Consider the following 14,793-nt stretch of genomic DNA (forward strand, 5'->3'; position numbering starts at 1 on the left):
AGCACGGTAGCAGTGTGGTGGATGGATTTTTAGATGGGGTTTGTTGAGCGCTTACAGAAGATCAATCCTGACTGTAAGCCAAAATCCGTTATTGCCGGGATGTCACTTTATAAGCCGCTGGGAGGCCGTTTTATTCCGTAAACAGGGCCCAAAGTGTCGCCTGATCAGGGAAGCCCGTGCTGGCGCAATCTACCTGCATTCAGCCCAGCTACGAAGCTCTGTTTATTTTGATTGCACAAAATACGGTAGGCAACAGGCCGGGAAGGATGGAGCCAAGGGCGATAAAACGACGACCAAAAGCCTTTCCGCTATTAATGGAAAGGCGGGAAACTGCGAAAGAACGGCTGGAAAAACATGGCCATCCTAAAAAGCTTAGGGCTTAACTAAGTGCCATTCGAGTCTGACCCTTTGATATCGGACCCTTTGTTAATGCCTGACTCTCACGAACCATTCACCATTATGACAATAGAAAAGGGTCTCAACACCATCATAGTAACTTCTAACAGGAGGGTATGCGGTCACCTGATCCTTTGGGCCTCGTAGATTAGAAGTTAAATTGTGAAACTGATCCAGCGGAATATTATTTTCAGCACTCAAGGACAACCCCCCCGGATAATTTCTCCATGCTATTGAGCCTGCGCAACTCCGTGACCGTATGGAGTCAGCTTTATCAACAAACACTAGTAAATATTTTTTTCCTTTCTTGCACCAGAATGCAGCACTATCTTCCATCTTTCCTGGCAAATATCCATAGAGATAAGGTGGCAAGATCATCCCCGGCCTGGCATAAAAATCGAGTACTTGGCTACATTCATTCTTGATAGCAAGATCGGCCAACTCTTTTGGGATCAACAATGGCTCTGCAACAGCTTCACCATATGCCACCAAGCACTGTACGAGCGCCAACAAAGTAGCAAAGAATATTGATTTTATTGTCATGGCCTATACCAATACGTTGGCAAATTAGGAAGGCCAATATGAGTATGGCCATCATCATAATCTCGTATGGTATTTTGCGGCAGGAAGTCAGTATCTCGCAGCGCTCTATCAAAAACATCGTCTTGAACACCCGAAACAGAAAGATCGCATGCACGCGCACCCCGCTCTATCAGATGTGGACTTGTGGGTGATGAATTAGGAATGATTTCGTTATTTGTAGACGACCTGATATTACCAGCCGCGTCTCTATAACGGTCTCCACCTGTAACAGTTAACTGGAAATCACTATTACTCAAGCCCTGATTTATTATGGCTTGGTTAAGGGCCTGCAAATTACTAGTAACCTGTGGGTTGTTTAATACAAATCCTCCGGTATTCAGCTCAAGCCCAAGAGGATCAATAAAGTTCAGAGGGTTGTTTGCAACATAGCCATACAAATTCGCATCTCCACCACTGAACCTTATCGGATCTTTACTCGTCCACCGCCCCGTTTGGGCATCATAATCTCGTGCCCCGAACCTAGTCAGGTCAGTATGTTGATCGTAGATGCCACCCGCAAAACCAAACGGCTGGAACCCGGGATTAGTATCTGTTGTGATGTTACCCCAAACATCATAGTCCATCCGCTGGGCGATACTGCCATCGGCGATGTTGACGATGAGCCTTGGGCTACCCAGATGGTCGGAGATAATACGGTAGGTGCTGCCTCCCTTGACCATGTAGTCTGGCACATTAGCTTTTGATCCGTAAATAAATCTTGCGGTGATGGCTCCTGTACCGTCCAGCTCTGCGATAGGATTAAGTTTATCCTGATACAGGAAGCCCTGTGTGAGAAGTCCATCAACTTTTTTACCAATTCTCCGGTTTTGACCATCAATGACATAATCGATGGTCATACCACCAGGCAGACTAGCCTGCATGAGGCTACCCAACACATCGTAACCATAGTTTGTCGTTAAACCGGTGTCGGTCTTGGATTGCAGCTCACCATTAGCGGTGTAAGCATAACTGGCTGTTCCCCAGGTGAGCAGGCGATCCTGTTCATCATAGGTGCCTTCTGTACGATTGCCGTTGGCATCGTAACCATAGGCGGCTGTTATTGTTCCATCAGTTTTGACTTCGACGAGTCGGCCAGCAAGATCGTAAGCGTAGTCATAGGTGACGGTAACGCCTTCGATGGTTTCCTGTTTACTGGTGATGCGTCCGAGCGGATCACGCGTATAGGTTGCACCGTATTGAGTGGTGCTGCCATACGTAGCCGTTTCGGTTTCCAGTTCACCGAAGGTGTTGTAAGTGGTGCTGGTGGTCGCACTGCCTAATGTCGCGCCAGTCAGCAGGCCATTTTGCACGTCATGGGTGAGGGTCAGTGCGCCGGCACCGGTGAGTAGGCCGTCATTGTCATAGGTGTTCGCGATGGTGTCGGTACCCACGCTGATCCCGGTAACCTGGAAGTCGTTGTTATAGGTACGACTCACAGTGCCGGCTACGGCACCGCTCCAAGTAGTGCTGGTAGGCAGGAAACCATCGTATGTGAATGCAAGGCCGCCACCATCCGGGGATGTGATGCTACTCAGTTGTCCACTGGTGACATCATATCCATACGCATAATTGCCGCGCGGGATAGTCAGAGTACCGAGGTGCCCTTTAACGGGATCATAGATAAGCGTTACTGCCTGACCATCGGGACGCGTCACGTTAGTGAGTTGCTTGTCCAGGTTGTAAGTGTAATTGGTGGCTGGTGTGGCAATATCAGTCATGACAATCAAACACATGCTCAAACCATCACAAAAAATTCATTTCGATCCCCAAAACCAAAAATATTTACATTTCGTATTATGATCATGTTGGGGTTCGTACCTCACCCCAACCTACCGCGCTAAGTGCCATTCGAGTCTGACCCTTTGATATGGGTTAACGTTTAACACCAAACACAAGCATCCAAAATAAAGTTGCAAAAACAAGGAGTAAAAATGCATATAAAGCTGGCTCTGATTTAATTTTATCTAACAACCTACCTTCAGGGCGATTTTTACTTCGGTTTATATATTTTGCCCGTTCTTTTTTCTCTCGCTCACGCTGGTAAGTCGCTATCAATTCTTTTGCTTCTCTTAACTTGGAATCATCACGAAGCCATATTGCTGCCTGTGAAAACCCCCAATCTCCATGTGGTGTTTCATAAAATTCTATATTATTTTCTTCAAGCAATTCACGAATTTCATTTTCCTCATCAGAGGATACTCCATCCAAAGAAAATAACCTGATCATTTTTATATCCTTATGATACCGAACTTAATATCTATCGCGTATTATATTATTCTATATGGTTTACCCATAAAATTTCTTACAAGGATCAACTGTAATTACTACTAGTGGCAAGCACACGCTAATGGGTAAACTCTGCTTGGTGAGCTTCTTCCTTCACACTGTTGACTTGGTGACATTAGATCCGGAATATTTAGCCTTGGGCAGAAGCATGATGGATCTGTTCGTGATTGTAATAGATCACCTTCAACTAGTTGCAAATCTGTCCTGTAATCCGGAGCATTAGAAAGCGCTCTATGAAGTTCTGGAAACCTTGGTCTAACTCCTGCACTTGAACTACTACCAGCCAGTCCATATGGATCTATTATATTTACAGGATCATTTACAACATAGGTGTATAGATTCAAATCTCCCCCGTTGAAACGAATCGGATCCTTCACCGTCCACCGGCTCGTCTGCGCATCATAATCACGCGCTCCAAACTGGGTGAGCTGAGTATGTTGGTCATATATGCCGCCCGCAAAACCAAACGGCTGGAACCCGGGATTAGTATCTGTTGTGATGTTACCCCAAACATCATAGTCCATCCGCTGGGCGATACTGCCATCGGCGATGTTGACGATGAGCCTTGGGCTACCCAGATGGTCGGAGATAATACGGTAGGTGCTGCCTCCCTTGACCATGTAGTCTGGCACATTAGCTTTTGATCCGTAAATAAATCTTGCGGTGATGGCTCCTGTACCGTCCAGCTCTGCGATAGGATTAAGTTTATCCTGATACAGGAAGCCCTGTGTGAGAAGTCCATCAACTTTTTTACCAATTCTCCGGTTTTGACCATCAATGACATAATCGATGGTCATACCACCAGGCAGACTAGCCTGCATGAGGCTACCCAACACATCGTAACCATAGTTTGTCGTTAAACCGGTGTCGGTCTTGGATTGCAGCTCACCATTAGCGGTGTAAGCATAACTGGCTGTTCCCCAGGTGAGCAGGCGATCCTGTTCATCATAGGTGCCTTCTGTACGATTGCCGTTGGCATCGTAACCATAGGCGGCTGTTATTGTTCCATCAGTTTTGACTTCGACGAGTCGGCCAGCAAGATCGTAAGCGTAGTCATAGGTGACGGTAACGCCTTCGATGGTTTCCTGTTTACTGGTGATGCGTCCGAGCGGATCACGCGTATAGGTTGCACCGTATTGAGTGGTGCTGCCATACGTAGCCGTTTCGGTTTCCAGTTCACCGAAGGTGTTGTAAGTGGTGCTGGTGGTCGCACTGCCTAATGTCGCGCCAGTCAGCAGGCCATTTTGCACGTCATGGGTGAGGGTCAGTGCGCCGGCACCGGTGAGTAGGCCGTCATTGTCATAGGTGTTCGCGATGGTGTCGGTACCCACGCTGATCCCGGTAACCTGGAAGTCGTTGTTATAGGTACGACTCACAGTGCCGGCTACGGCACCGCTCCAAGTAGTGCTGGTAGGCAGGAAACCATCGTATGTGAATGCAAGGCCGCCACCATCCGGTGCGGTGATGCTGCTCAGTTGTCCACTGGTAACATCATACCCATAGCCATAGTTACCACGCGGAATCGCCAACGTAATGCGCTGACCTTTAACGGGATCATAGCTAAGCGTTACCGCCTGACCATCGGGACGAGTCACGTTAGTGAGTTGCTTGTCCAGATTGTAGGTGTAATAGGTAGCCGGTGTTGCAACATCAATAGTCGTTGGTGGCGTATAGGTATCTTCCTGATCACCTGCAGTGTAGTTAAAGTAATGCGCCGTACGCCCTGGCGGAGTAAGACTGGTGAGGTTGCCGTTAGGATCGTAAGTAAAGTTGATTTCACGACCATCGGGTATCACTTGGCGAGTGGTGCGGCCCAGTAAATCACGCTCGAAAGTGGTCACACGGCCCATTGGATCGGTGAGAGTACCGAGATAACCGTTGAGATCGTAACCCAGTTGTATGCTCCGTGCGTCTACACCTGTACCCACGTCAATATCACTGAGGCGGCCACGGGTGTCGTACGCATAATTTATTGCGGCCAAGCCATACATCTGGATAGAGGCGACTTTACTTTGTGCATTGAATGCACGGGTTAGCTCTCTGCTCTCCGGCGTAGTTATCGTTGTTGTTTTTGTTGCAGCGTCATATGCATTGACCGTTGTCTTACCGTTAACCGTGGTGGTCTCTGTAAGACTGGCATGACTAAGCAAATCTGCAGAGTCTGACAACACTGCTTGACGATCCATAGCAACCGAACGGTTCAGGCCACTTGGCGTAGTCACAGTAGTCTTTTTCGGAATAGGGCTCTGCATTCCAAAACGTGGATCCGGCCCTTCGGTAACAACACTCACGGCGCCATCAGGCAGCGTTGTTGTCATCACTGAATTCTTGAAATCAGTGATTTTGACACTACCATGACTTGCTATGTTGGTATGACGGCGCGTGCCATCAAGTAAACGCTCCACCTGAAAAGTACTAGTGCGACCTTCACCACTTGTCATGTCTACAGCGTAACCATTCGCTAAGTCAGTACGATTCAACAACCAACCACCACCAATAGGATTCTCGTCTTGCTCCAAACGCCCATAGGTATCAAATGTGTAAATCGAGTGATTGCCATTACGATCGGTGAAGCCCGTCATTAGACCGTCTGGTGTATATTCCATAAAATATTGTTCACCTAACGGGTCGGTAACTGTGTCCAGATAGTCGTTAACATCAAGCGTTAATGAAGTACGGAGACCATCGGGTGAGATAATAGTTGTAGGCATATAACCACTACGTTCAATGCGCGTAATATTGCTATTTACATCTTCGATCTCACTTAGGTGCCCATCTGCATCGTATATAAATTTATACAACTCGGCTCCGGTGTCAGCATCCAAAGTACGAAGAAGATAACCTTCCGGATTAAAATGATAAAACTCATTACCCTTAGAGGAAGCGACAAGCGCCTCTCCCGAGGCTAAGCCAAGGACAAGTGCGCCCACTCGCCGAACCGATAAATTGCTCGAAATATAAAGACTGCCGTCAGTGCCAAATGTCAGTCCTAAGGGATACCATAAACTCGCTTGCTCTGCTGGACCGCCATCTCCTTCACGCAACGGCCACGAATCCTGTACTCCGGTACCAACTACCGTAGTAATAATTCCATCTGGGGCTACACGGCGGATCCGGTAATTTCCTTTATCAGCAATATAAAGACTTCCATCTTTACCAAGAACTATACCCTGTGGTCTGTTGAGGTCTGATTCAATTGCTGGAATTCCATCACCAGAAAAACCTCTTACACTGGTGCCTGCTACAGTCGTAATAATGCCATCCGGGCTTACGCGTCGAACGACGCTCTGGAGATCACTGATATAAAGACTACCGTCCGGACCAAGCGCCAACTTGCTAGCCGCTTTTAGCTCTGCCTGAACAGCTGGACCGCCATCACCGGAATATCCCCATACGCCAGTGCCTGCCATAGTCGAGATAATACCATCCGGATCCACCTTACGAACGCGCCGATTACTAAAGTCAGCGATATATAGACTGCCATCTGGACCTATGGCTATATCTTGAGGATAATTTAACTCTGCTAGATTCGCTGGGCCACCGTCACCGGAATAACCCCTTACACCGGTACCTACAACCGTAGTGATAATACCGTTCGGATCTACACGACGGATACGATTGTTCATCGCGTCAACGATATAGAGACTGCCGTCTAAGCCAATAGCCACATCTTCAGGCTCATACAGCTGTGCCTGGACTGCCGGACCACCATCACCGGAGAACCCACCAACTGCTAGGAAACCACCACTCCCAGAACCAGCCACTGTGGTGATAATGCCATCCGGTCCCACGCGACGTATGCGGTGATTAAAAACATCTGCTATATAGAGACTGCCATCTGGACCAACTTCTAAGCCACTGGGAATAGCTAACTGAGCAACTTCCGCCGGACCACCATCACCAAAATCACCATACTCACCTGAGCCTGCCACTGTGGATATAATATTTCCCAGGCTCTGTACTGTGCGCCTAGCACCATCCCCCTTAAATAAGGTTTGTGATATCAGATCGTACCCATGATGAACATCTAGGCTCCATCCACCCAAGGCGCTTTGCGCAAGGCTAGGCACCACAGCAACTCCATTCATCTTATGTTTCCACTGACTTCTTGACCGAAAAAATCCTGTTCCTCTACTACCAATAGCTGACGCACCCACTGCGTTGCCAGCTCTAGCAAAAGCTGTCCGAAAATCATTTATAGCCGGGTAGTAGATAAGTTCATAAATAAAATCGAGGCTAATCGTTGCAGTTTTTTGTTGTTCAGGACGACCATAAGCATCTTTTCCATCCCATACGAAGGTGTAATTCTGGTTCGGATCCGCAGGAAATGATTGCTTAAACATTTGGCCTGCAATCTCGATAGTTAGGTCTATTCCCTGCAAGCTAGCCGGAACAGTTTCGCCAGATAGCGGAATTTTCAAAGTTCGTGCTGTTGCATTACCAGGCATGCGCTCACTTTGATAACGCAGGTTAAAGGGAGTACCCGCAACAGGCAACATTTCACCCAGAGACTGGCTTTGGGGCTGAATGATGCAGCCTGCTTCACAATCTTCATCTTCATCCGGTGTATCAGCATCGGCAGGCGGTGATGGCGGCGCTGTTGCATCGGCCGGTGGCCCATAGGGCCAATTGTGATCCCAAGGGGTGAAGTGAGTGATAGGTACACGCCAGAGACTTTTTCCTGGTGTGTACAAGCCCGCAAGTCGCACACGTTCTGCATCAGCAATACCCAGGTCAGCTAATTGAGTCGCATCGGCTGCAACACCACTGCCATCTACATCCAAGTCTGCGATGCCCGCATTGATGGCGAGTATGCCAATGATGCGTCCGTTATCGGACGGTATCCACGCCACCTTTTCTCGGTCGTACCAACCTGTTGGTACAATTTCACCTACTGGGAAGTTAAGAAAGTTATCTACATAAAACGGCACGGGTTGATCAAAATCAACACGTGTGGCACCGGCGGCAATGGCTTCATCAACAGAGAGCTCTACTGCATAGGTATACGCACTAGTCGCAGGCAACTCACCAGGCATAGCTTCTGGACCATTCTCACCAACAGTGTATTCACTAGCGCGCACATTAAGGGTGGTCAGTGATTGCGTGCCGCCGCCAGGCAATGTCATAGTGGCTGTTGTACCTTGCGGGAACAGCATAGTTGCCTGGCGTGTACCATCGATATCAGTAACCGGGCTACCCTGTGCCACCTGGAAAGCTTGCGTGGTATCCGAAAGATCAATTGTAGTAACCTGCGCATCCAGCGGAATCATCACCACTGTATCTGCGATAGCATAATCCGCCCACGGAGTATCGATTTGACGTTGGACGGGTAAGTAACCTTCCTTCGCATAATTCACTGTCAGCAAGCCACCACCATTGGCAGCCATATCGAACATCCCATCTACACGTGTCAGCGTTTGGCCGAATTCAGAGTGATTATGTATTGAGATAGTTACACCCGATAACGGGTTATTATCGCGGTCAGTAACTTGCCCACGCAGAACCGCTGCTCGATACACCTCAATGGTCCCTGCACTAACACCTGTTTGTATGGGGTTGGTTCCTGTATAGAGAAACTCAGTCGCTGCTGCCAATGATGTGGCCACAGTCGGATCAAGTGCTGGCGCGACTGTTGCCGGGTCTTCTGGCAATGGTCCTGTTTGCTGGGATGTAGAGCAGCCTGTTGCGTCTACTGCTTCACCTATTGCCGTATTGGGGCATTGGTCATCCGCATCAGATACACCATCAGTGTCCGAATCCAATTGCGATAATGCACAACCATTGGCATCTACCGTTTCACCTACTGATGTATTCGGACACAGGTCATTTGTGTCAAACACCCCATCAGCATCACGGTCCGGGATTGCTTGTTCGAAAGTGACTTGTGAAGTTGCGGTGTTACCTGCCACATCGCTGACCGTAGCCTGCAACGTATGCGTGCCATAGGAAAAATCCGTAGAGGCAATACAATTCGAGCTGATCGATGTTTTGTTGCAGACAACAGTCAGTGGCTGGCCATCTAACTCGAAGCTCAGTGTCGCAACATCTACTCCATTAATATCACTGTATGAAACATCCATGGATGGCGGGTTCGTTAACTGCACACTGCCTAATGCTGGAGTATCAAGAGTTATAGCTGGCAGTGTTTTATCGATGTTCAGTGTCACTGATGTTGTTGCAGTATTTCCTGCCTTATCAGAAACAGAGCCGCTCACTTCCTGGCCAAAACCTTCTGACGCAATCACCATAGATGCAGGACAAGTGTCGATGCCACTGAGAGAATCAGTGCATGTGAATGAAACTGTGGCGTCACCGTTATGCCAACCATTAACATTAGCAGGCGGGGTTATAATTGCCTCAATTGTCGGGGGTGTTTTGTCCAGGCTTATGGAAGTAGTAGCTTGTGATGTGTTTCCCGCCACATCGATTGCGTCTCCACTGATAACCTGAGCAGCGCCTTCAGTGCCAACAATAATCGACTGTGAGCAATCCGCAATGCTGCTTAATGAATCAGTGCAAGTGAAGCTAACGGTAGCATCACGGTCATGCCAGCCAGCCGCGTTGGCGACAGGACTAACCTCGAAACTGATTCCTGGAACGGTCTTGTCAATATTGACCGGTACTGACGCTGTAGCGGTATTACCTGCATTGTCCGTAGTTGTACCAGATACAATCTGTCCAGCACCTTCAGTAACCACTATCACCGAATCGGGGCAGCTAAGAATGCCGCTACCAATGTCATCACAGCTAAAACTAACTTCAACATCACTTGTATTCCAGCCTGCTTCATTCGGCAGGGGTGTGACTGCAGCCGAAATGCTGGGGGGAATATCATCAGTATTTTCATAAATACCGATTATTTCAACAACCAATGCTCCGCCTGGTTTACCTCTTACTTCTACCGCTAGTTCATTAACTCCTACTACCTGAATTGGCTTTTCAATGTAAGATACTTTTTGGTTGAATTCGTCAGGAGAAAGAACTTCTATGCCATTGAATGAAATTACGCTGGCCGAGACTTTTTCAAAATCTCCATCCTGTAAACCGCCATTATAAATTCTCAATAAGTAAGACGACGCGAGGCTGTTAACGCTGAAGCTGCGTATATCTGAAGCAGGCGATCCAGCGTCACGTTGGTAAGTTATCGGTCCATAGATTTGAACTTCTTCAGCAACAGCAGCGGGGTTATATCCGCAAACCGTAATTACCAAAAGGAGAAATGGAGCGTTCTTTGTAAAAGACTTACCGAAGCATTCTGAAAACAAACTCGCAATCACATACAACATTAGAAACACCGCCCTGTGTAGCAGAAACCATAAAATACACGGGGATAATATCAGCAACCATTGCTTAGAGCAAACTATTGGTTACGTATATCAATTAGTGATTAACTAGCAGTTACATATCGCTCGTATTATTTTTAGCTTCAGGTCAACAATTACGCGCCTACGCGCCGTGTAAATAGTACCGACGCAGCCCAACCTATTTCCTCACGCAATCTGGCTATTGTTTGCTCAAGCAGAATGGTGGCTCACCCAGGGAGGCCTGTATACCAGCATGCGGGTTGCACTTGCCGGAAAATTCAGAGTGTAAACCATCTCGACAGGAGATAAATAACTACAAATATGAGTGGTTATCGGGCTTCCGAGAAGCCAAATAGTGTTCGGGCATGTTTTTTCTTGAACCGAAGGGTTCCATCAGGCTGGCGGCTGAATCACGGTGCGTTCATTCTGCTGCAGGGTCCATAACCGGGCGTAGACGCCGGCATTGGCTAACAGGGTGTAGTGATCCCCCTGCTCAACGATACGGCCATTTTCCATCACCAGAATCTGATCGGCATCGACGATGGTCGATAAGCGGTGGGCGATTGCCAGGGTGGTGTGTTCGGCGCTGGCCAGTTTCAGGGCGCTGAGGATGGCCTGTTCGGATTTGCTGTCCAGGGCGGAGGTGGCCTCGTCGAAGATCAGGATGCGCGGGCGCTTGAGGATCGCGCGGGCAATGGCGACACGCTGTTTCTCACCGCCGGACAGCTTCAGGCCACGCTCACCCACCACGGTGTCATACCCCTCCGGCAGGCTCTGCACAAACTCATGCAGCTGCGCCAGTTGTGCGGCCTGGAGAATCTCATCCTGCGTGGCATCCGGTCGGGCATAGGCCAGGTTGTAGTGCAGGCTTTCGTTAAACAGCACCGTATCCTGCGGTACGATACCGATGGCCGCACGCAGGCTGGCCTGGGTCACCTCGCTGATATCCTGCCCGTCGATCAGAATCCGGCCCTGCCCCACATCGTAAAAACGAAACAGCAGTCGCGCCAAGGTCGACTTGCCGGCACCACTGGCGCCCACCACAGCCACTTTCTGACCCGGTGCAATGGTGAAATCGACATCGTGCAGAATCGGTCGATCCGGCTGGTAGGCAAAGGCCACATGCTCAAAGCGCACCTCGCCCCGGGTCACGTGTAAGGGTTGGGCATCCGGCCGATCCTTGATCTCCGGCACCTCCTCCAGTAATTTCACCAGCTGGTCCATGTCGGCAAGGCTGTGTTTCATCTGTCGATAGACGATGCCGAGAAAACCCAGTGGGATAAACAGTTGCAACAGGAAAGCGTTGACCAGCACGAAGTCGCCGATGCTCATGTTGCCGTTGCGCACCTCATCCGCGGCAAAGAACATGATCAGCGTCACTCCCACGGCAATGATGGCGGCCTGACCAAAGTTCAGCGCCGACATGGATGACTGACTGATGACGGCGTTGTCTTCCCACTGGCTCAGGGTCGAGCCACAGCGCTTAAGTTCCAGCGCCTCGTTGCCAAAATATTTCACGGTCTCATAATTGATCAGGCTCTCGATGGCCTCGTTGTTGGCCTGGGATTCATAGCGGTTCATCGCCAGCCGGTATTCCATCCGCCAGTTGGTGACCGCAAAGGTGAAGGCCACATAGACCGCCACACTGCCGAAAATAATCAGCGTAAACACCACATCGTATTGGCTGACCAGGACACCAGCCACCAGCATGAACTCCACCAGGATCGGCAATATGCTGAAGGCCAGATAATTGAGCAGGGTACTGAGGCTGGCGGCACCGCGCGACAGGTCGCGGCTGATGGCGCCGGTCTTGCGTTCGAGATGAAAACGCAGCGCCAGATTGTGCAGGTGTTCGAGCGTGCGCAGGGTCAGGCGACGCATCGCCCGGTAGCGCACCCGGGTGAACAGCACGTCGCGTAGCTCGTTGAACAGGGCCGCGCTCAGGCGCAAGGCACCATAGGCCAGCAGCAGGGCCACCGGCAGCGCCACCATTACGTCCACCTCGACATCCAGCCTGTCGACCAGCTCCTTCAATACCAGCGGGACACCGACATTGGCCACCTTGGCCAGCACCAGACTCGCCAGCGCCAACAGCACGCGGCCACGGTATTCCCACAGATAGGGCAACAGCGCGCGGATGTTAGACCAGTCCTTGCGATCCTTGCTGGGGGCGGCGGTATGGCGGTGATGTACGGACATTGAGTGTGTTATCGCCTCAGGTCAGGCGGTCGATGATCCGGAATCCGGCCACATAGGTACCAATGGCCGAGCCAATGGTGCTGAACATAAACACCAGCAGGGTGCGCGTCACCCGATTGCGCCACCAGCCACGGGTGGTGGTGGTATCGGTACGCAGCTTGCCGAAATCGCCGACCTTGGGTCGGCGCAGATAGACCTCGATACCCGCCGTCACCATGCCCGCGCCGATGGTCGGGTTCAGCGATGTCAGCGGCGCGGCCAGAAAGGCGCCGATCACCGTAAGCGGGTGCGCCGCGGCAAGCAGGGCGCCCAGGGCCGCCAGCCCCCCGTTGATCAGCACCCAGTCCAGCACCAGCTCCCAGCCCATGGCGGGACTGCGCGAAAAACCGATGCCAAAACCCAGAAACACCAGCCCCACAATGACCCAGGGAAAATATTTCAGCCAGCGCACCCCTGCCGGGATCGCATCCAGCCGGGCGATTACCTGGTCGGCCGCCTCGCGGCTGACAGGGGATGCCGTTGGCGTAGCGGGTTGGCCCGGGGCCGGTTGAGGGGGCGTGCCGAGAAGCTCTTCAAAGCGCCTGACCATGCCGGCCAGGTGACCGGCGCCGATCACCACCAGCAGATTCTCGTGCGGGTGTTTGGCGATCTCCTGCTGCAGGCGGGCCACCATGTAGTGATCGCGCTCGCCGATCAGGGGTACAAATAGATCCTGCTCCTGTTCGGCGAATTGCGAAAAGGTCGATTCAAGAATATCGCCCTCTTTCAGACGCTCGATCTCCTCCTCGCTGACCTTTTCACTGGACACCACACTGGCCACCAGGCCGGCCACCAGATTCATGCGTCGCCACCAGGGAATATTGCGATAGATGCGTTTCAGCGTAGTCCCAACCTCACGGTCAACCAGCAGCACCGGCAGTCTGGCGGCCTTGGCACAGTCAATCGCCTCGCGCATTTCCGCGCCGGGCTGAATACCCATCTGTTCAGCGGCCTTCTGCTGAAAGGCGCCTAGCGCGAGACTGGCCGCCACCATGGATGCCTTACCGTCACGAATAACCTGAAATAGATCCATTTTCGCCAGCGCATCGGGATCGACAATCGCGTTGTAGCGACTCGGACACAGCTCAACTGCCACGGCATCATACTCGCCGGTTTCGATCAGCTGTTTGACCTTTTCCGCGCTACTGCGCGACACATGCGCCGTACCCAACAGGGTGATGCGACTTTTTCCCAGCATCAGGCTGGCCATGGGCTGCTGGTTTTCGCTGTTCTCGATGACTTCAGGTGTTTTATTCAAAAGATTTTCCATGCCTGTTTTTATTGATCCACTCACTGCGGCTGTCGCGATGACAGGGCCTTGAAGACTGTCAGCCTTGATGGCTCCTAGGCCCGCGACATAAACCGGTTGCCGTCGGTGTTGATCTTGATGACCTCGCCGGACTCGATGTATTCCGGCACCTGCACTTCCAGCCCGGTCACCAGGATGGCCGCCTTGGTACGACCCGCAGCCGTCGCCCCTTTCAGGGCAGGCGCGGTTTCCCGGATCTCCATACTCACTGTTTGCGGCAGTTCGATACCCAGCACCTTATCGTTCACAATCATCACATAAATGCCTTCCAGACCATCCACCAGGTAACCCAGCTCGTCTTCCAGTTCGTCTTTGCCCAGGGTGTACTGGGTATAGTCCTCGATATCCATAAAGGTGAACATGTCGCCGTCCTGGTACAGAAACTGCGCCTGGCGCTTGATCAGGTCCATCTCCGTGAACATGTCATCGGCCTTGCAGCTCTCATCCAGTTTCTGTCCGGTCTGGGCATTATTAAAGCGGATCTTGTAAATGGTCTGTGCACCGCGCGAGGATGGACTGCGCGACTCGATGGTTTTGACCACATAGGGGGCGCCGTTGATTTCAACAACATTGCCGCGTTTTAATTCACTTGCCTTTGGCATCGCTATACCTCTCCAGAGTGAGTTGAGTAACTAAGATAATTGATGACACAGCCTCATTCAGCGAGCGAGCGCCCGA

7 protein-coding genes and 1 pseudogene are annotated in these 14,793 nt (G+C 50.8%); 1 reads left to right on the top strand and 7 read right to left on the bottom strand.

Annotated features, from left to right (window positions below):
- Positions 1-239 precede the first annotated feature (239 nt).
- A pseudogene (locus RRB22_13640) lies at positions 240-383 on the top strand (IS4 family transposase).
- Positions 384-426: 43 nt separating this feature from the next.
- Here RRB22_13640 and RRB22_13645 read toward each other — a convergent pair.
- The 7 genes from RRB22_13645 to yeiP all read right to left on the bottom strand — a co-directional run bounded on the left by RRB22_13645 (position 427) and on the right by yeiP (position 14,717).
- Complete coding sequence (locus tag RRB22_13645) at positions 427-939, bottom strand: hypothetical protein (protein ID MDT8385445.1); 513 nt, start codon at positions 937-939, stop codon at positions 427-429.
- Entirely contained in the window at positions 936-2,696 is a 1,761-nt protein-coding gene (locus RRB22_13650) for an RHS repeat-associated core domain-containing protein (GenBank protein ID MDT8385446.1), read from the bottom strand. Before RRB22_13650 ends, RRB22_13645 begins: the two co-directional genes overlap by 4 nt.
- Before the next feature lie 154 nt (positions 2,697-2,850).
- Positions 2,851-3,204 carry a DUF6164 family protein gene (locus RRB22_13655; GenBank protein ID MDT8385447.1) on the bottom strand — a complete coding sequence of 118 codons (354 nt, stop codon included), beginning with the start codon at positions 3,202-3,204 and terminating at the stop codon, positions 2,851-2,853.
- 101 nt (positions 3,205-3,305) lie between these two features.
- Complete coding sequence (locus RRB22_13660; GenBank protein MDT8385448.1) at positions 3,306-10,550, bottom strand: RHS repeat-associated core domain-containing protein; 7,245 nt, start codon at positions 10,548-10,550, stop codon at positions 3,306-3,308.
- 411 nt (positions 10,551-10,961) lie between these two features.
- Complete coding sequence (locus tag RRB22_13665) at positions 10,962-12,767, bottom strand: ABC transporter ATP-binding protein/permease (GenBank protein MDT8385449.1); 1,806 nt, start codon at positions 12,765-12,767, stop codon at positions 10,962-10,964.
- 16 nt (positions 12,768-12,783) lie between these two features.
- Positions 12,784-14,076: a TraB/GumN family protein gene (locus RRB22_13670; protein MDT8385450.1), complete on the bottom strand. Its 1,293-nt coding sequence runs from the start codon at positions 14,074-14,076 to the stop codon at positions 12,784-12,786.
- 74 nt (positions 14,077-14,150) lie between these two features.
- Positions 14,151-14,717, bottom strand: coding sequence for an elongation factor P-like protein YeiP (gene yeiP, locus RRB22_13675; GenBank protein ID MDT8385451.1), 567 nt, complete (start codon positions 14,715-14,717; stop codon positions 14,151-14,153).
- Positions 14,718-14,793: the final 76 nt, after the last annotated feature.

The sequence above is a fragment of the Gammaproteobacteria bacterium genome, from assembly GCA_032250735.1.
Classification (GTDB): Bacteria; Pseudomonadota; Gammaproteobacteria; order SZUA-152; family SZUA-152; genus SZUA-152.

Excerpts from the sequence above, each read along its gene's own strand:
- RRB22_13645 (MDT8385445.1), bottom strand. The coding sequence starts at position 939 with ATGACAATAAAATCAATATTCTTTGCTACTTTGTTGGCGCTCGTACAG.
- yeiP (MDT8385451.1), bottom strand. The coding sequence starts at position 14,717 with ATGCCAAAGGCAAGTGAATTAAAACGCGGCAATGTTGTTGAAATCAAC.
- RRB22_13650 (MDT8385446.1), bottom strand. The coding sequence starts at position 2,696 with ATGACTGATATTGCCACACCAGCCACCAATTACACTTACAACCTGGAC.
- RRB22_13655 (MDT8385447.1), bottom strand. The coding sequence starts at position 3,204 with ATGATCAGGTTATTTTCTTTGGATGGAGTATCCTCTGATGAGGAAAAT.
- RRB22_13670 (MDT8385450.1), bottom strand. The coding sequence starts at position 14,076 with ATGGAAAATCTTTTGAATAAAACACCTGAAGTCATCGAGAACAGCGAA.
- RRB22_13660 (MDT8385448.1), bottom strand. The coding sequence starts at position 10,550 with ATGTTGTATGTGATTGCGAGTTTGTTTTCAGAATGCTTCGGTAAGTCT.
- RRB22_13665 (MDT8385449.1), bottom strand. The coding sequence starts at position 12,767 with ATGTCCGTACATCACCGCCATACCGCCGCCCCCAGCAAGGATCGCAAG.